This is a genomic window from Methylobacterium sp. UNC378MF, from assembly GCF_900103195.1.
In the GTDB taxonomy this organism is placed as follows: Bacteria; Pseudomonadota; Alphaproteobacteria; order Rhizobiales; family Beijerinckiaceae; genus Methylobacterium.
Genome location: NZ_FMWU01000025.1, coordinates 29,583 through 46,958, shown reverse-complemented (window position 1 = coordinate 46,958; position 17,376 = coordinate 29,583). Strand labels below are relative to the sequence as shown.

19 protein-coding genes are annotated in these 17,376 nt (G+C 68.9%); 8 read left to right on the top strand and 11 right to left on the bottom strand.

The features are described from left to right. Positions 1-4: 4 nt before the first annotated feature. The 5 genes from BLT59_RS23370 to BLT59_RS23350 all read right to left on the bottom strand — a co-directional run bounded on the left by BLT59_RS23370 (position 5) and on the right by BLT59_RS23350 (position 3,985). Positions 5-598 (bottom strand): Uma2 family endonuclease, encoded by a 594-nt coding sequence (locus BLT59_RS23370; protein WP_091786293.1) that lies wholly within the window; start codon positions 596-598, stop codon positions 5-7. Between the two features lie 15 nt (positions 599-613). Then, positions 614-901: a DUF5076 domain-containing protein gene (locus BLT59_RS23365; protein WP_091786291.1), complete on the bottom strand. Its 288-nt coding sequence runs from the start codon at positions 899-901 to the stop codon at positions 614-616. Between the two features lie 60 nt (positions 902-961). Continuing rightward, positions 962-2,407 carry a pyruvate dehydrogenase complex E1 component subunit beta gene (locus tag BLT59_RS23360; protein WP_091786288.1) on the bottom strand — a complete coding sequence of 482 codons (1,446 nt, stop codon included), beginning with the start codon at positions 2,405-2,407 and terminating at the stop codon, positions 962-964. 55 nt (positions 2,408-2,462) lie between these two features. Next, on the bottom strand, positions 2,463-3,440 hold the full coding sequence (gene pdhA, locus BLT59_RS23355; protein WP_244514122.1) for a pyruvate dehydrogenase (acetyl-transferring) E1 component subunit alpha: 978 nt from the start codon (positions 3,438-3,440) through the stop codon (positions 2,463-2,465). Positions 3,441-3,673: 233 nt separating this feature from the next. Continuing rightward, complete coding sequence (locus BLT59_RS23350) at positions 3,674-3,985, bottom strand: FtsB family cell division protein (RefSeq protein WP_091786282.1); 312 nt, start codon at positions 3,983-3,985, stop codon at positions 3,674-3,676. A gap of 78 nt (positions 3,986-4,063) precedes the next feature. Between BLT59_RS23350 and BLT59_RS23345 the strand changes: the two genes are divergently transcribed. Further along, entirely contained in the window at positions 4,064-5,245 is a 1,182-nt protein-coding gene (locus BLT59_RS23345) for an adenylate/guanylate cyclase domain-containing protein (protein ID WP_091786279.1), read from the top strand. A 128-nt stretch (positions 5,246-5,373) separates the two neighbouring features. Here the strand turns inward: BLT59_RS23345 and BLT59_RS31460 are convergent, their stop codons facing one another. Both BLT59_RS31460 and eno read right to left on the bottom strand, forming a co-directional pair. Then, positions 5,374-5,670: a DUF3574 domain-containing protein gene (locus BLT59_RS31460; RefSeq protein WP_280141074.1), complete on the bottom strand. Its 297-nt coding sequence runs from the start codon at positions 5,668-5,670 to the stop codon at positions 5,374-5,376. A gap of 104 nt (positions 5,671-5,774) precedes the next feature. Then, positions 5,775-7,064: a phosphopyruvate hydratase gene (gene eno / locus BLT59_RS23335; RefSeq protein ID WP_091786276.1), complete on the bottom strand. Its 1,290-nt coding sequence runs from the start codon at positions 7,062-7,064 to the stop codon at positions 5,775-5,777. A gap of 193 nt (positions 7,065-7,257) precedes the next feature. On the opposite strand from eno, the gene queF reads away from it, so the two are divergent. Then, on the top strand, positions 7,258-7,710 hold the full coding sequence (gene queF, locus BLT59_RS23330; RefSeq protein WP_091786382.1) for a preQ(1) synthase: 453 nt from the start codon (positions 7,258-7,260) through the stop codon (positions 7,708-7,710). Positions 7,711-7,795: 85 nt separating this feature from the next. Here queF and BLT59_RS23325 read toward each other — a convergent pair whose 3' ends face one another. After that, positions 7,796-8,134 carry a hypothetical protein gene (locus tag BLT59_RS23325; RefSeq protein ID WP_091786272.1) on the bottom strand — a complete coding sequence of 113 codons (339 nt, stop codon included), beginning with the start codon at positions 8,132-8,134 and terminating at the stop codon, positions 7,796-7,798. Positions 8,135-8,467: 333 nt separating this feature from the next. Between BLT59_RS23325 and BLT59_RS23320 the strand changes: the two genes are divergently transcribed. Next, on the top strand, positions 8,468-9,142 hold the full coding sequence (locus BLT59_RS23320; RefSeq protein ID WP_091786269.1) for a class I SAM-dependent methyltransferase: 675 nt from the start codon (positions 8,468-8,470) through the stop codon (positions 9,140-9,142). A gap of 5 nt (positions 9,143-9,147) precedes the next feature. Here BLT59_RS23320 and kdsA read toward each other — a convergent pair whose 3' ends face one another. Next, positions 9,148-10,002 (bottom strand): 3-deoxy-8-phosphooctulonate synthase, encoded by an 855-nt coding sequence (gene kdsA, locus BLT59_RS23315; RefSeq protein WP_091786266.1) that lies wholly within the window; start codon positions 10,000-10,002, stop codon positions 9,148-9,150. A 10-nt stretch (positions 10,003-10,012) separates the two neighbouring features. Next, positions 10,013-10,504, bottom strand: coding sequence for a hypothetical protein (locus BLT59_RS23310; RefSeq protein WP_244514119.1), 492 nt, complete (start codon positions 10,502-10,504; stop codon positions 10,013-10,015). A gap of 418 nt (positions 10,505-10,922) precedes the next feature. Here BLT59_RS23310 and BLT59_RS23305 point away from each other — a divergent pair, with 418 nt between their 5' ends. Together BLT59_RS23305 and BLT59_RS23300 are read left to right on the top strand one after the other, a co-directional pair. Continuing rightward, positions 10,923-11,687: an FkbM family methyltransferase gene (locus BLT59_RS23305; protein WP_091786263.1), complete on the top strand. Its 765-nt coding sequence runs from the start codon at positions 10,923-10,925 to the stop codon at positions 11,685-11,687. Between the two features lie 154 nt (positions 11,688-11,841). After that, positions 11,842-12,846 carry an alpha/beta fold hydrolase gene (locus tag BLT59_RS23300; RefSeq protein ID WP_091786260.1) on the top strand — a complete coding sequence of 335 codons (1,005 nt, stop codon included), beginning with the start codon at positions 11,842-11,844 and terminating at the stop codon, positions 12,844-12,846. Positions 12,847-12,934: 88 nt separating this feature from the next. Here BLT59_RS23300 and BLT59_RS23295 read toward each other — a convergent pair whose 3' ends face one another. Continuing rightward, entirely contained in the window at positions 12,935-14,110 is a 1,176-nt protein-coding gene (locus BLT59_RS23295; protein WP_091786257.1) for an amidinotransferase, read from the bottom strand. Between the two features lie 210 nt (positions 14,111-14,320). Here BLT59_RS23295 and BLT59_RS23290 point away from each other — a divergent pair, with 210 nt between their 5' ends. From BLT59_RS23290 to hpnI, 3 genes are all read left to right on the top strand, one after another. Then, the gene (locus BLT59_RS23290) at positions 14,321-15,433 is read left to right on the top strand and encodes a flippase-like domain-containing protein (RefSeq protein ID WP_091786254.1); all 1,113 of its coding nucleotides are present in this window, start codon (positions 14,321-14,323) and stop codon (positions 15,431-15,433) included. Continuing rightward, complete coding sequence (locus tag BLT59_RS23285; protein ID WP_091786250.1) at positions 15,424-16,047, top strand: MlaC/ttg2D family ABC transporter substrate-binding protein; 624 nt, start codon at positions 15,424-15,426, stop codon at positions 16,045-16,047. The genes BLT59_RS23290 and BLT59_RS23285 overlap by 10 nt, the downstream gene beginning before the upstream one ends. Positions 16,048-16,132: 85 nt before the next feature. Further along, complete coding sequence (gene hpnI, locus BLT59_RS23280; RefSeq protein ID WP_091786247.1) at positions 16,133-17,341, top strand: bacteriohopanetetrol glucosamine biosynthesis glycosyltransferase HpnI; 1,209 nt, start codon at positions 16,133-16,135, stop codon at positions 17,339-17,341. The last annotated feature ends 35 nt before the right edge of the window (positions 17,342-17,376 follow it).

Below are 17,376 nucleotides of genomic sequence, written 5' to 3'. Positions count from 1 at the left end.
GGCATCAGGTCTCGGGCTGGGCCGGGGCGGCCGGATCGTCGAAAGGGAAGAGGTCGTCGAAGGGGAACGGCACGGCGTCGAAGGGCGACAGCGCCACGGTCTCGCCGCGCTGGATCGTGGCGAGGAGCACCCAGCGCCCGTCCGCGAGGGCGAAGCCTTCGAGCACGCCCGCGGCCGGATCGAGCAGCCAGAGGTGACCGACGTCGGACTCGGCGTAGATCCGGCGCTTCGGCCCACGATCGAGGCGAGTCGTTGACGGCGAGGGGATCTCGCAGACCCAGTCCGGAGAAGTCTCGATGTAGGCGCCCTCGGGCTCGGTTGGGATTCGCGTGCGGCGCCAACCTGCGAGATCGGGCACCACGATCTGAGATCCGAGATGGAGCTCCGGCTCGATCATGAAGATCCAGCCTCCGGGACCACCACGTCCCCGGCTGAAGGTGAGATCAAGCTCACCGCCGAGCCGCACGGTTGCGCTGGCGTGCCGCGGCCTCGGCCGCGGATGCGTCTCCAGCACGCCGTCGATGATCTCGGCGACGAGATGCCCGGAAACCGCTTCGAGATCCGCGTAGGTCGCCTGTCGGACAGCCGCCTCAGCCATGGTCGAGCGCCATCGCTAGTTGAGGCCGCCGGGGTCGAGCCCCTCGGCCTCCCACCCGGCGCGGATGCGCTCCAGCGCCTCCTCCTCCGACATGTCGGTCTCCAGCGCGTAGGCGCGGGCCGCCTGCCGGGCGAGGTCGGCCAGCAGCCGGCCCCAGGTCGCCGGATCGTCGAAGGAGCGGCGCAGCGCCACGCTCACCGCGCCGTCGACCACCGCCGCGCGCAGCACCTCGATGCCGCCCTGTTCCAGGGCGTCGGGCGGGATCGCGAGTTCGGCGAAGTCGCTGCTGGAATCCTGGCTCATGGCGCGCCGGCTGTTCCTCGATCCTGGCCGGGGCGGGCGACGACGTCGCCCGCGCGCCCGTCACTTGTAGCAGACGCTCTTGGCGGCCTCGACGACCTCGGCGACCGTCGGCAGCGCCAGCTTCTCGAGGTTGGCCGCGTAGGGCATCGGCACGTCCTTGCCGGTGATGCGCAGGACCGGGGCATCCAGGAAGTCGAAGGCGTCGACCATCAGGCGGGCCACGATCTCGGCGCCGATTCCGGATTGCGGGAAACCCTCCTCCACGGTGATGCAGCGGCCGGTCTTCTTGACCGATTCCACCACCGTCGCACTGTCCATCGGGCGGATCGTGCGCAGGTCGATCACCTCGGCCTCGATGCCCTGCTCGGCCAGCGCCTGCGCGGCCTTGAGAGCGTAGGTCATGCCGATGGCGAAGGACACGATGGTCACGTCGCTGCCGGTGCGGTGGATCTTCGCCTTGCCGATCGGCAGCACGAAGTCGTCGAGCTTCGGCACCGGGAAGGACTGCCCGTACAGGATCTCGTTCTCGAGGAAGATCACCGGGTTCGGGTCGCGGATCGCGGCCTTGAGCAGACCCTTGGCGTCGGAGGCCGTGTAGGGCGCGATCACCTTGAGGCCCGGCACGTTGGAGTACCACGCGGAATAGTCGTGGCTGTGCTGGGCGGCGACCCGGGCTGCCGCGCCGTTGGGCCCGCGGAACACGATCGGGCAGCCGAGCTGGCCGCCGGACATGTACAGGGTCTTGGCCGCCGAGTTGATGATGTGGTCGATCGCCTGCATGGCGAAGTTGAAGGTCATGAACTCGACGATCGGCTTCAGGCCGGCGAGCGCCGCGCCGACGCCGATGCCCGCGAAGCCGTGCTCGGTGATCGGGGTGTCGACCACGCGCTTCGGCCCGAATTCCTGCAGCAGGTTCTGGGTGACCTTGTAGGCGCCCTGATACTCGGCGACCTCCTCGCCCATGACGAAGACGTCGCCGTCGCGGCGCATCTCCTCCGCCATGGCGTCGCGCAGGGCCTCACGGACGGTCTGGGTGACCATCGGCGTGTCGGCCGGGAACTCCTCCATCACCGGCTCTTGCGCCTTGTTGGTGATGACGGCCGGCGCCGCGGGGGCCTTCGGGGCGTCGTCGCCGGACTTCGCTGCGGGGGCGGCCTTGTCGGCCATGCCCTCGGCCTGCATGTCGGGCGTGGGCGCCGGATGGCCGCCGGCGCCGTTGGGCTTGGCGCCGCCGCCGGACGACTGGACGCTCGCCGGATCCTCACCCTCGGCGGCGATGACGGCGATCGGCGTGTTGACCGCGACGCCCTCGGTGCCTTCGGCGATCAGGATCTTGGCGAGCACGCCCTCGTCGATGGCCTCCACCTCCATGGTGGCCTTGTCGGTCTCGATCTCGGCCAGGACGTCGCCGGACTTGATCGGGTCGCCCTCCTTCTTGAGCCACTTGGCGAGCTTGCCCTCCTCCATGGTGGGCGAGAGGGCGGGCATCAGGATGTCGGTCGCCATGCTCAGCTCTGCGGTCGTTTATGCGTTAGGGGGCGGCCAGCGGTATCGTCCGCGCTCAGGCGTGCGCGTCCAGAAGGATGTCGGTCCACAGCTCGGACGGATCCGGCTCGGGATCGTTGGTGGCGAACTCGGCCGAGGCGTTGACCGTCTCGCGGACCTTCGCGTCGGTGGCCTTCAGCTCGGCCTCGGGCACGCCGTGCAGCTCGAGCAAGCGCTTGCGCACCATCTCGATCGGGTCGTGCTCGTCGCGCATCTTCGAGACCTCGTCCTTGGTCCGGTACTTGGCCGGATCGGACATGGAGTGGCCGCGGTAGCGGTAGGTCTGCATCTCCAGGATGTACGGGCCTTGGCCGGTGCGGGCATGCTCGATCGCCCGTGTGGCGGCCTCGCGCACCGTGCGCACGTCCATGCCGTCGACCTGCTCGCCCGGGATGCCGAAGGAGAGGCCGCGCTTCGAGAAGTCGGTCTGCGCCGAGGCCCGGGCCACCGAGGTGCCCATGGCGTAGCGGTTGTTCTCGATCACGTAGACGACCGGCAGCTTCCAGAGCGCCGCCATGTTGAAGCTCTCGTAGACCTGGCCCTGGTTGGCGGCGCCGTCGCCCATGTAGGTCAGGCTGACCTTGCCGTTCTCCCGGTAATGGTCGGCGAAGGCGAGGCCGGTGCCCAGCGAGACCTGCGCGCCCACGATGCCGTGGCCGCCGAAGAACTGCTTCTCGCGGCTGAACATGTGCATCGAGCCGCCCTTGCCGCGGCTGTAGCCGCCGCGGCGGCCGGTCAGCTCGGCCATGACGCCCTTCGGGTCCATGCCGCAGGCGAGCATGTGGCCGTGGTCGCGGTAGCCGGTGATGACCTGGTCGCCCTCGACCGAGGCCATCTGCATGCCGATCACCACGGCCTCCTGGCCGATGTAGAGGTGGCAGAAGCCGCCGATCAGGCCCATGCCGTAGAGCTGGCCGGCCTTCTCCTCGAAGCGCCGGATCAGCAGCATCTCGTGATAGGCGTGGAGGTCTTCGTCGCGGGTGAATTGCGGCATGTTCGGCGCCGGCTTGTGCGCCTCGGCGGCCTGTGGGCTCGCGGCCTGCGATTGGGAGGACGAAGCGTCCTTGGCAGGCTCCTTGGCGGCGTCCATCGGCGCTCTCCCCGTGATTCCACGCGACTTCGTGGGGGTGTAGGACAGCGACGAGGGGAAAGCGAGGGCTGCCGCTCTGACAGGAAGCCGCTCTTGTCAGAGCACTTTCGGGACTAACGGAGTGGGTTCGGCGGCAATCAGGGCGTGATGATCACGACGTCGTTGGCCTGGACACGGCCCAGCACCACCCGCGCACGCTCCTCCAGAAGATCGCGGTCGATCTGGTCGCTCTTGAGCAGGGCGACCCGGTGCTCCCATATGGCGCGCTCGGCCTTCACGGCGGCGAGTTCCTGGGTGAGACCGTAGGCGCGGATCTTCAGCGCCTTCTTGGCTTCGAGGCCGCGGTTGCCGCTTTCCGCCTGCCACACGAAATACCCGACGACGAGCGCCGACAGGGTCCAGAGACCCAGCGGCAACACGACCATTCTGACTCGGCGGCGCACGACCATGGCGCGACCCTCGCGCGGAAAGGTTAACGGATCTTTTCGGCCGCGACGGCCGGCACCAACAGAGGGCGAGCCAGAGGGATGGACCTGACGCATCTGGGGCGCTGGATCGCCGAGCACGCCACGGCGACCGACGACCACGACATCCTGCTCTCCGGCTTCTGCGAGGCGCTGGTCGAAGCCGGGATCCCGGTCTGGCGGGTCAGCGTCATGGCCCCGGCGCTCGACCCGACCCTGCGCGGCGTCAGCCTCAACTGGCACGCCGGCGAAGGGATGTCCTTCGTGGCCAATGCCCACGGTGCCGACGAGGAAAGCGACTGGCTCCTGAGCCCCGTCTACGCCCTGGTGGAGCAGGGCGAGACCTTCGGCCGCTGGCGCCTCGACGCGCCCGGACTGGCGGTCGACTTTCCGGTCCTGAAGGCCCTCGGGGCGCAGGGCGGCGTCGATTACGTGCTGCACATCGTCGAGTTCGCGCCCGGCACCGCTCTGCGCGGCGTCGCCGTCTCGTTCTGCACCCGTGAGGCCGCCGGCTTCACCGCGGCGCACCTGTCGGCCATCGCCGACGTGCTGCCGTTCCTGACGCTGGCGATCGCCAAGATGGGCCTCGCCCACACGTTCCGCGAGGTGTCGGCGACCTATCTCGGCCGGTCCACCGCCGAGCGCATCCTCGACGGCCAGATCCGACGGGGCGAGGGGCGGGCCGTGCCGGCGGCCATCCTTCTGACGGACCTGCGCGGCTTCACGGCGCTGGCCGACCGGATCGATCCGGCCGACATGGTCGCGTGGCTCAACGAGCATTTCGACGCCCTCGGCGACCCGGTGGCGCGGCACGGCGGCGAGATCCTGAAGTTCCTGGGCGACGGCTTCCTGGCGGTCTTCCCGGTCCCGGACGCCGGAACCCTCCCCTGCCCGGTCTGCGGCGCCGCCCTGAACGCCGCGACCGATGGGCTCGCCGCCAACGCGGCGCTCAACGCCCGCCGCCGCGCCGCGGATCTGCCCGAACTCGCCGCCGATTGCGTCGTGCATTTCGGGACGGTGATCTACGGCAATGTCGGGACCGAGCGGCGGCTCGACTTCACCATCATCGGGCGCGCGGTGAACGAGGCCAGCCGGATCGAGAGCCAGTGCGCGGCTCTCGGCCACGACCTCCTCGTGTCGGACTCCTTCGCCGAGCGCTGCGCGCGGCAGCTGGAGCCGGTCGGGACGATCGAGTTGCGAGGCCTGTCGCGGCCGATGCGGGTCTGGACCGTTCCCAGGGAGTAGTTCGGGGCCACGGAGGCCTGAGGCGGGGCCGGATTGTTCCGGGACCAGGATTCGACGACGGCGCCGCGCATCTCCCTCCCTCGCAGGGGGAAAGCGCGTGGGCTCCGCGGCCTGACTGTCCGAAGCCCTCAGAACAGCGCGCAGCTCCGCTGCAGCACCAGCCCGACCGCGCCCTGCGCGAAGCGGCTCCGATACGCGTCCTGGATGGCGCGCAGGGCCGCGACCGCCTCGGGCGTCGGCTCGGTGACGATCAGGACGATGCGGGCGGCCTCGCGGACGACCCGTCCGTCCGGTCCGCGCCACTGGCCCCGGCCCGCGAACACGGTCAGCCCGTCCGGGAAGCGGGGGGTGATCCGCTCGGCCAGGAACCGGGCGAAGGCCTTTTCCGAGACGCGGCCGCCGTCCGGCCGCGACAGACCGAACAGCAGCTGCGCGCTGAGCGTCGGGCGGGCGCCGTCGCAGAGCGGGTCCGCGCCGGCGGGGCCGGCCGCTCCGAGGATGAGCAGGCCGGCCAGCAGGATCCGCCGGATCAGCGGCGGGCGAGCTGCTTGAGCGCCGACGGGCCGGCGTAGAGGGCCTGCGGGCCCAGGCCCTCCTCGATGCGGATCAGCTGGTTGTACTTGGCCAGTCTGTCCGAGCGGGCGAGCGAGCCGGTCTTGATCTGTCCGCAATTGGTGGCGACCGCGAGGTCCGCGATGGTCGAATCCTCGGTCTCACCCGAGCGGTGCGACATCACCGCGGTGTAGCCGGCGCGCTGGGCCATATCGACCGCCGCCAGCGTCTCGGTGAGCGAGCCGATCTGGTTGACCTTGATCAGGATCGAGTTGGCCGTGCCCTCGGCGATGCCGCGGGACAGGCGCTCGACGTTGGTGACGAACAGGTCGTCGCCCACGAGCTGGCAGCGGTCGCCGATCTTGTCGGTCAGGAGCTTCCAGCCGGCCCAGTCGTCCTCCGACATGCCGTCCTCGATGGAGACGATCGGGTAGGTCGCGACGAGCTGCGCGAGGTAGTCGACCTGCGCCTCGATGGTGCGGGTCGTGCCCTCGCCCTCATACGCGTAGGCGCCGTCCTTGAAGAACTCGGTGGCGGCGCAGTCGAGGGCGAGCGCCATGTCCTGGCCGGGCTTGAAGCCGGCGGCGCTGATCGCGTCCATCACGAAATCGAGGGCGGCCTCGGCCGACGGCAGGTTCGGGGCGAAGCCGCCCTCGTCGCCGACATTGGTGTTGTGCCCGGCCTTCTTGAGCTTGGCCTTGAGCGTGTGGAACACCTCGGAGCCCATGCGCACGGCCTCGGCGATCGAGTCCGCGCCCACCGGCATGATCATGAATTCCTGGAAGTCGATCGGGTTGTCGGCGTGCGCGCCGCCGTTGATGATGTTCATCATCGGAACCGGCAGGACCCGGCCCTGCACGCCGCCGACATAGCGGTAGAGCGGCAGGCCCGAGGCTTCCGCCGCGGCCTTGGCCACCGCCAGCGACACGCCCAGGATCGCGTTGGCGCCGAGGCGGGCCTTGTTGGGCGTGCCGTCGAGCTCGATCATCGCCTCGTCGACCGCGACCTGATCCTCGGCCTCCATGCCGCCGATCGCGTCGAGGATCTCGGTCTGGGCCGCCTCGACCGCCTTCAGCACGCCCTTGCCGAGGAAACGGCTCTTGTCGCCGTCGCGCAGCTCCACCGCCTCGTGGGCGCCGGTGGAGGCGCCCGACGGCACCGCGGCGCGGCCGAAGGAGCCGTCCTCCAGGATGACGTCGACCTCGACCGTGGGGTTGCCGCGGCTGTCGAGAATCTCGCGGGCGCTGATATTGGTGATCGCGGTCATGGAACGTCCTCTCGCGGGGGCCGCGGGTCGGCGGCCGTACCCAAATCAGGGGTGCGGCGCATCGCGGCGGCTTATCCGTCAAGCCGCGGCCGGCGGCAAGCTCCGGAGCGGGCCGAGCGGCGTCCGATCCTCCGGAGAAAGCGCCGCGGATCAAACGGATGCGCGCGGCGGCGGCGCGCTTTATATGCGGGCCATGACGGATACGAACGACCTCCAGCTCGGCCAGCCGACGCCCTTCCCCACCTCCCCCGAGGAGGCGCGGCTCGACCGGGTCCCGAACCCCCACGCGGATACCGATTACGTCGCGCGGTTCACCGCGCCCGAATTCACCTCGATCTGTCCGGTCACCGGGCAGCCGGATTTCGCGATCCTGGTGATCGACTACGTGCCCGGCGCGTGGCTGGTGGAATCGAAGTCGCTGAAGCTCTACCTCGGTTCCTTCCGGAACCACGGCGCGTTCCACGAGGATTGCACGGTGGCGATCGGCAAGCGGCTTCGCGACCTGCTGGAGCCGCGCTACCTGCGCATCGGCGGCTTCTGGTATCCCCGCGGCGGCATCCCGATCGACGTGTTCTGGCAGGCGGGCGAACTGCCGAAGAACGCCTGGCTCCCGGATCCCGGCGTGCCGCCCTATCGCGGACGGTGAGCGGGCCCTGTTTCGACGGCGGAGCGCGCACAAAAAAGGCGACCGGCTCGCGCCGGTCGCCCCCGATCCGTTCGGATCTCAGATCTTAGTAGCCGTAGCCGTAGTAGCCGTAGCCCGGGGCGGCGTAGCCGTAGCCGCCATAGACCGGAGCGTAGCCGTAGCCGTAGGACGGGGCGTAGCCGTAGCCGCCACCGTAGTAGCTGTCGCGGGCCGCACCGGCGGCGATCGCACCGGCGGCGAGGCCGGCAATGCCCAGGCCGATGGCGGCGCCGGTGCCGATGCCGCGACGGCCGCGGTAGTAGCCGTGACCGTAACCGCCGTAGCCACCGTGGTAGCCGTAGGGACGCGCCTCGGCGCCGGTGGTCGCAGCGACGCTGCCGATGGCCATGGCGGCAGCAGTGGCGATGATACCGATCTTGCGCATAGTGTTCCTTCTCGATCCTCGATCGAACATGCCCAATAACGTGGCCGCACCCAGACAGTTCCAGATTTCGCTCCGTCCATGCGTGCGGATCCGCACGCGGTCGGGATTATGAACCGCCGTTCATCGTGCCCGTCTTTATCACGGCCTGCGGTCAAGCTTGCGCCTCTGCGTGCGGACGGTATCCCAACTCTTGATAATAGCCAGCCCGGCCGGCGGGGTGACTATACAGGGCGGGATTCCAGTCCTGGCGTCAGGACGGCCGTCCGATCCCGGAGGCGGAAAACCATGTCTCCTCGGATCGGTCATGCTACGGCTCGGCTCGGAGGACCGACGATGGATGCGCTGACCCTGATTCGCGACAGTTTCGCGCCGCTGGCCGGCAAGCGGATCCTCGATATCGGCTGCGGGTCCGGGACGCTCGCGCGGAGGCTGGTCGATGCGGGGGCAGAGGTCACCGGGATCGATCCCGGCGCGGCGGCGCTCGCCAGGGCCCGGGACGCCGTGCCGGAGGCGCGCTTCGAATCCGCAACCGGGGAGGCCCTGCCCTTCCCCGATGCCAGCTTCCAGGGCGCCGTGATGCTGAACGCCCTGCACCATGTACCCGACCCGGCGGCCGCCCTCGCCGAGGCGGCACGCGTTTTAGTCCCCGGCGGTCGCCTCGTCGTCGTGGAGCCTTTGGCCGAGGGCAGCTTCTTCGATGCCCTGCGGCCGATCGAGGACGAGACCGCGGTCCGGGCCGCCGCCCAGGATGCCATCGCGTCCGCCCTCGCCCGCGGCGCTTACGCGTGCCGCCGCGACGTGACCGTCGCGCGGCATGAGAGCTTCGAGTCCCTCGACGCTTTTCTCGCCCGCGTCAGTGCCGTGGACCCGGCCCGCGAGGCGACCATCCGGGAACGGCGCCCCGTCGTGGAGGAAGCCTTCCTCAAGGCGGCCGCGCGCGAAGCCGACGGGCCGTTTCGCCTCGTCCAGCCCCTGCGGATCCACGTGCTGGAGCCGGCAGGGGCCTGAACCCGTCAGGCGGTCCGGCGCTTGGCGAGGCGGTCGAAGGCGAGGAGCTCCTCGATCAGCGCCGGCATGTCCTTCAGCGCCACCATGTTGGGGCCGTCGGAGGGCGCCCTGTCCGGATCGGGATGGGTCTCGATGAACACCCCCGCCACGCCCACCGCCACGGCGGCGCGGGCGAGGACGGCGACGAATTCCCGCTGGCCGCCGGAACTCGATCCCTGTCCGCCGGGCTGCTGGACCGAGTGGGTGGCGTCGAACACCACCGGCGCGCCCTGCGTGACCTGCGCCATGATCGGCAGGCTGCGCATGTCCGAGACGAGTGTGTTGTAGCCGAAGGAAGCGCCGCGCTCGGTGACGATGACGTTGGGATTGCCGGCCCCGGTCACCTTGGCGGCGACATGCTTCATGTCCCACGGGGCCAGGAACTGCCCCTTCTTGATGTTGACCGCCCGGCCGGTCGCGGCGGCGGCCAGCAGCAGGTCGGTCTGGCGGCACAGGAAGGCGGGGATCTGGAGCACGTCCACCGCCTCGGCGGCGCGGGCGCATTGCTCGGCGGCATGCACATCGGTCAGCACCGGCAGCCCGAGCGATTCGCGGATTTCGGCGAAGACCGGGAGCGCCCCGTCGAGGCCGATGCCGCGTGCGGCGCCGCCCGACGTGCGGTTGGCCTTGTCGAACGAGGTCTTGAACACGAGGCCCAGGCCGAGGCCCGCGGCCATCTCCTTGAGCGCGGCCGCGATCTCGAGGGCGTGATTGCGCCCTTCGAGCTGACACGGGCCGGCGATCAGCGTCAGCGGCAGGTGGTTGGCGAAGCGCACGCCACCAACTTGGACGACGGGGCCGGGTGTCTCGATCTTCGACATGCCGGCCGGTCTAGCCCGCGCGGCGGATCCGCGAAAGCCCGGGCCGGCGGGCCACCCGGCAGACCGTGAGGTCATCCCGCAGGCTGCCGGTCCGGGGGCCGGTCTCGCACAGCATCACGACCGGTCCGGTGCCGCCCCGGCGCGGGGCCTGCGTCAGAAGGCTGGACTGGTGGAGATTGAGCGCGAGGCCCTCGGCCGAAACGGCATCGGCGCCGGCCAGTGCCTGCGCTGCGCGGCCCATCAGGATGAAGTAGGCCGGGGTCGGCTCGCGATCGAGGGATGCCACGGTGAGCCGGGCCGGGGCGCGGCAATCGAGGCTCATCCGCTCGGCGTCCTGCGCCCGGAACACGGCGATAGGACCCGTCCGACCGGCCAGGGAGGCGCCCGTGGCGCGGATCACCTGCGCGGTCAGGACGTCGCAGGCATCGGCCGCGCATGCCACCCCGGCGGGAAGGCAGGCCAGGATCGCCAGCAGGAGGGTTGATCGCGGGAGCCGGGTCATTGCCGATCATCGAATCCTGTGCAGAGGCGTCGCCGCATGGCGTTGAAGAGATAGCTCCATGACGGATGGGTGCCAATAGAAAACCCATAAATATCTGCTCTATAAAATTTATACCGCTGATTTGTTAAGATATATTCGGTCGATTTTGTCGCGGCCACGATTTTTAACGAACGTATAGTGCCCTGCTTTTCAGACTTGAATCGCTCTGTCATCATTGTATGGCTTGATCCGGCGCGTGAACACCGGAATGTTTGCTGAAAAAGCTTCGTTATCTTGAGCGAATTCTGGCTCAAAGAGATTATGTATCGGAATTATATGTCGAATAAATACTGAATTTCGAGGTCGTTATTGGATGGGCGGGTGGGCGGCTGCGGCATCTCAGATGTCGACAGCAGGTGGACTGAGCGGGGATACGATCGTGGAAACGCAGTTCCTGAAAGTGTTCAAATCGATCCTGGACGTGAGAGAGTCCCTGGATGCATCCATTCGGGACATCAAGGGTGTCCTCAATCCGGGCCGGGACGGCCATGGCGACCAGGTCGATTTCCTGATCTATGCGGCCCGGAGGGCGGCGCTCTCGAACGCGCAGCTGCTGCAGGATTTGTGGGTCCTGTACGAGCTTGGGCAGAAGCGGAACGGCTACTTCGTGGAGCTGGGAGCCTGTGACGGTTCGACCCTGAGCAATACGCTGCTGCTGGAGGAGGTCTTCGGCTGGCAGGGCGCCGTCGCGGAACCGGCCCGCATCTGGCACGACAAGCTTCGCGCGAAGCGGACGTGCTTCATCACGGATCGCTGCGTCTACACGGAGGACGGGGCGAAGCTCCCGTTCAACGAAACGCCTGAGGCGGAGTTCTCGACCCTCGATGCCTTGTCGTATGCCGACCTTCATGCGGGCCGCCGCCGAAGTGGCGTTCGGTACGACGTCGAGACCGTGACGCTTCGGAGCTTCCTCCGTTCGGCCGACGCGCCAAGGCAGATCGATTATGTGAGCATCGATACAGAAGGCAGCGAATACGATATTCTGAAGGATTTCGACTTTTCCGAATACGATATCAGGTTGCTGACCGTCGAGCATAACTATACCGATCGACGCAACGACATTTGTGATCTGATGCAGCGGAACGGGTATCGTCGAAAATTCGAGGCTTTTTCCATGTTCGACGGTTGGTATGTGAAGGGCTGATTCGGCCGCTCCGGCGAGCCGGTATCCGGACCTCGGGGATCGAAGGACGGCTCGCGCCGCCGGGGCGGCGCATGGACAGGGCGGCCTGAATGCACGATCTGAGCGTGCGGCGCGGCGCCTCGCGCCGCGCACAGATCAGGCTCCGACGCTGCCGATGCTCAGAACCGTCCTCACTTCCCTCCTGCTGATCCTCGCACAGCCCGGCGGTGTCCATGCCGAGCCGCTGCCGAGCTACGGCCCGGAGCTCGAAGGCTTCGCCTACCCGTTCCCGGTGGAGCGCTTCACCGTCACGTCACAGCGCCAGCCGCTGCAGATGGCCTATCTCGATATCCGTCCGGCGACGCCGAACGGTCGCACCGCCGTGCTGCTGCACGGCAAGAATTTCTGCGCCGCCACCTGGGAGAGCCAGATCCGTGCCCTCAGCGCGGCCGGATATCGCGTGGTCGCGCCGGACCAGATCGGCTTCTGCAAGTCGAGCAAGCCGGCAGCCTACCAGTTCACCTTCCGGCAACTCGCCGAGAACACCCACGCCTTGCTGGCCAGGCTCGGGGTCGAGCGCCCGATCCTGGTCGGCCATTCCACGGGCGGCATGCTGGCCGCCCATTACGCCCTGCTCTATCCCGCAGCGGTGGAACAGCTCGTGCTGGTCAACCCGATCGGCCTCGAGGATTGGGCCGCCAAGGGCGTGCCGCCCACCTCGATCGAGCAATGGTATCAGCGCGAGCTGAAGGTGACGGCGGAATCGATCCGCGCCTACGAGAAGGCGACCTACTACGCCGGCGCCTGGGAGCCGCGCTACGAGCCCTGGGTGGCGATGCTGGCGGGACTCAATAACGGCCCCGGCAAGGAGGCGGTCGCCTGGGATTCGGCGCTTCTCTACGACATGATCCTGACCCAGCCGGTGGTCTACCGCTTCCCGCAGATCGCGGTACCGACCCTGCTGCTGATCGGCCAGAAGGATACCACGGCGATCGGGAAGGATCTGGCGCCGCCGGAGATGCGGGGGCACCTCGGAAACTACCCCGCACTCGGCAGGGCGGCCGCGAAGGCCATCCCGAATGCGCGGCTCGTGGAGTTTCCGGATCTCGGCCACGCACCGCAGATGTCCGACCCGGAGGGGTTCAACAAGGCGCTGATCGAAGGCATCGCGGCGCGGTGAGCGTCACGGTCCCGAAAATCGCACCGTCGCCCGTCATTCCGGGCGCCGCAGGCGAGCCCGGAATGACGGATGGTCAGGTCGGCGGGTCCTAGAAGTACGACTTCAGCACGCCGCGGCGGCGGACGTCGAGGGTCGCGCAATGGAACGAGCCGCCGAAGGGGCCGTAGCTGAGGAACGGCGCCGGGATCGGATCGAAGCCCCAATCCTTGAGCGCCTTGATCAGCGTCGGCTGGCTCTGGTCGACGACGATCTTCTTCTCGGTGATCGCCAGAACGTTGATCGAGGTCCAGGGCGAGCACATCGAGATCTTGCTCATGAAGCCCTCGACCGGGTCGGGGCGCGGCGCGACCAGCACGTCCCACTTCTTGAGCACGGCCGGCAGCTTCTCGACGTCGACGTAATCCGGGTTCACCAGCACCTTGCCGGGGGCGAGCGGCATGAACGACGAGTCGATATGCATCGGCTGCGGGCAGCGGCTCTCGATCTCGTGGATCCGGAAGCCCGGGCCGAGGTGGCGGCGCAGCCACTCGATGCCCATCAGGTTCGTGACGTTCGAGCGGGTGACGAACAGGTCGCGGCCGCAGCGGACGAAGTCGGCGGCGTCGAAGACCGGCTCGAACTCGTTGACCGTGAACTGCATGGGCTCGCCGGCCTTCAGATTCGGCACCCGGTAATCGTAATTGTAGAGGTCGTCGGTCAGCTGCGGGCGCGGGGCCGAAGTCCAGCGGGCGCCGGCGCGGAAATACTCCTTGAACAGCGACCGGTAGGCGTCACCCTCGAAGTAGCGCGAGCGCCAGCACATCGGGCTCTCGATGATCTCGTCGCCGATGACGAGGTACGGGTCGCGCGGGCAGGCGACGCAGAAGCCCCGGGAGGACCAGCGCGGCGCCTTGAACTTCTTGGAGAAATCCACCGCGTCGGGCCGACGGACCTTCACGCCCTCGCCGGCCAGGATGGTGATGAAGTTGTCGAGCTCGGCCTGGGCGAGCTTCTTCATGAATTTCGGATACTTCCAGCCGCTCGCCAGCCGGTAAAACGGCTGCGCGGCGCGCGGCAGGTTGAAGATCACGGTCAAGTGGTGGGTCGGGATCGTGGCGCCGTCCAGCGAGCCGACGATCACCTCTTCCAGCGGATCCCACTCGTTCCAGGCCATCACCGGCGACTGGGGCACGGGCACGCCCGGACCGGTCCCGCCGGGGAATCCGCTCGCATGCGTGTCGTCGGTCACGGCCTCAGCGGCCGTGATCGGTGATTCGCGCTCCATGACGTGTGCCCCTTCTGCGACGTGCCGCGGCCTTCTGCGCGGGCTTCCCAGCCCTGCCGCCGCTTTGGCCCTCGGTGTGTCAAACGGGTGATAGACACCGCTAATCCCTGCTGCAACGTGACAGAAACGTTCCTGGCCCGGCGGACCTATTTCTGCCGCGACCGTGACCGATTTCCCGCATCAAGCCTTTTGCGAGCTTGAAAGACGACAATGAAGCGCCTGACGACTCTGGCCTCGATTGCCGGTCTGTGCACAGTCGTCGGCCTGTTCATGTCCTCCGGACTGGAGGACGTGTCGGCCGCCGTCGTGAGCGCCGGCTGGGGCGCCGCCCTCGTGGTGCTGGCCCGGATCGTGGCCGTCGCCTGGGCGGGGCTCGGCTGGTACGTCGTGTTCCCGGCCGGCGCGACCAAGCTCGCCGACTGCATCTCGCTCCGGTTCGTGCGCGAGGGCATCAACACGCTGCTGCCCGTGGCCACCGTCGGCGGCGACTTCGTCGGCGCGCGCCTTCTGTCGAAGCGCAACGTCCCGGGGGCGCTCGCGGGCGCCAGCATGTTCGTCGATCTGATGACCCAGGCGCTGACGCAGCTCCTGTTCACGGTGATCGGTCTCGCCCTGCTGGTCCTGATCTCCGGCGACGGCCCCATCGCCCGCACGGTCGAGGGCGGCCTGGCCCTGGCGGTGCCGGCGCTCGGCGCGTTCTACCTGATCCAGCGGCGGGCCGGTCACCGCCTGATCCAGGGCCTGCTCAGCCGCTTCGCCTCCGGGCGCGAATGGCGGGCCTTCGGCGCCATCGATCAGCTCTACGACAGCCTGCGCCGCCTCTACGGCAACCACGGCCGCTTCGTGCTGGCCCTGGTGGTCCACCTGGCCGGATGGGTGATCGGAACGCTCGAGGTCTATGTCTGCCTGCGCTTCATGGGCTACCCCATCGATTTCGCGCAGGCGCTGATGATCGAGAGCCTCGCCCAGGCGGTGCGCGGTGCGGCCTTCGCGGTGCCGGGTGCGCTCGGCGCGCAGGAAGGCGGCCTGATCGCCCTGTGCGGCCTGTTCAACATTCCGGTCGAGGCGGCGCTCGCCCTCTCCCTGGTCAAGCGCTTCGCCGATCTCGGCGTCGGGCTCCCGAGCCTCCTGCTCTGGCACCGGATCGAGGCCCGTCTCCGCGCCGAGGCGCCGGAGGAGGAGCGCGAGCCGGAGCCGGAGGCGGGACGCAAGGCCAAGAGGATGATCGCGCAGCCCGCGACCCTCGGACCGTTCTACAGCTACGCCCCGCCGCGCATGGGGGCGCGACTCGGCGACGGCGAGGAGTTGAAGAAGTGCGCCTGACCCGACGGCTCGCGGCCGCCCTCATTGCCGCTCCCTTGGCCCTGTCCTGGCTCGTCCCGGTTTCCTCTTGGGCCGCGGACGATCCCGCCGTTCAGACCGTGCGCGATCTCTACGCCGCCTTCGCGGCCGCGCTGAAGGACGGGCCCGGCCCCCTGCCGGCACGGGTCGAGGCCGTCGGCCCGGCCCTCGACAAGGCATTTGATTTTCCGGCCATGACCCGCATCGCTGTGGGCGCGAAATGGTCGAGCTTCACGCCGGAGCAGCAGGCGGCGGTGATCGACGCCTTCAAGCGCAGCCTGACCGTCACCTACGCCAACCGGCTGGCCCGCGCCGCCGGCGGCAAGTTCGACGTGACCCCGAAGGTCGAGGAGCGGGGCGCCCAGCGCGTGGTGCCGACCCGCGTCACCGCCGCGGACGGCGACGATTCCGCCGTGGACTTCGTCGTCAATGGCGACAACCGCATCCAGGACGTCCTGCTCAACGGCGATGTCAGCGAGATCGCCGCGCAGCGGAACGCCCTGTCGGCGCCGCTGAAGGCCGGTGGCGCCGACGGCGTCGTGAAGTTCCTCCGCCAGCGGGCCGACGGCATGCTCGCGGCCAAGCCGACACCGTGAGCGGCGCCGCCAGCGCCGACCTGAACCGGCCGCTCGCGGCCATCGCCGCCTGAGGGCGGCCGGACGACCGCACGGACCCGACCGGATGGATGTCTCCTCGCTGGCGTTGCTCGGCCTCTCGTGGTTCTCGCTGCTCTGCCTGATCCTGGCGGCGGCGGGCTGCGTCTACGGTCTGACCGCCGCCTATTGCGCCGGCCGCTATGCGGCCCGGCGCCCGCCGGTGCTCGCCGCCAGCGCAGCCCGGCCCTCCGTGACCGTGCTCAAGCCGCTCTGCGGCCTCGAACCGAACCTCTACGAAAATCTGGAGACCGTGCTGCGCCAGGATTATGCCGGGCCGGTCCAGGTTCTGTTCGGCGTCCAGAGGACCACGGATCCGGCTATCGGCGTGGTGGAGCGCCTGCAGCAGGCCTATCCCGAGGCGCGCATCGACCTCGTGATCGACGGCCGCCAGCACGGCTCGAACCGCAAGGTCTCGAACCTGATCAACATGGCCGAGGCCATCGCGTACGACGTGGTGGTGCTGGCCGACAGCGACATGGTGGTGGGCCCCGACTACCTGGAGCGCCTCGTCGCGGAGCTCTCGCAGGACGGCGTCACCGGCGTCACCTGCCTGTATCACGGCGTCCCGGCCTTCCGGGGGCTCTACGACCAGCTGTCGACGCTGGCGATCGACACCCAGTTCCTGCCCAACGTCGTGATGGGCCTGAGCCTCGGGCTGGCGAAGCCCTGCTTCGGTTCCACCGTGGCCTTCACCCGGGCGAGCCTCGAGGCGGTGGGGGGCTTCCGCACCTTCCGCAACGACCTGGCGGACGATTACGCCATCGGCGCCGCCCTGCGCGGCCTCGGCGGCCGCGTGGCGATTCCGAGCTTCACCATCGGCCATACCAGCGTCGATACCGATCTCTCCGGCCTGTGGCGGCACGAGCTGCGCTGGAACCGCACGATCCGCGCCGTCGATCCGGCGGGCTATGCGGGCTCGATCGTCACCCACGCCTTCCCCCTCGCCCTGCTCGGCGCCCTGCTGCCGGGCGCCGGCACCGGCGCGCTCTGGGTCGCGGCCGCGGCGCTGGCGAGCCGCGTCCTGCTCTGCCGGCAGCTGGAGCGGGCCTTCGGCCTCGCCCCGCACCCCTACGGACTGTTGCCGATCCGCGACATCCTCTCCTTCCTGAACTTCTCCTGGGCCTTCGTGTCGGGGGCGGTGACATGGAAAGGTCACGATTATCACGTGGTTGCGGATGGCACCCTGATCCCGGACGCCGAACTCGGCCGCGATGCCGGCGCGCCGCTCCGCTGAACCCGGCTTCCTCGTTCCTCCGCCCTCCCCCGGCA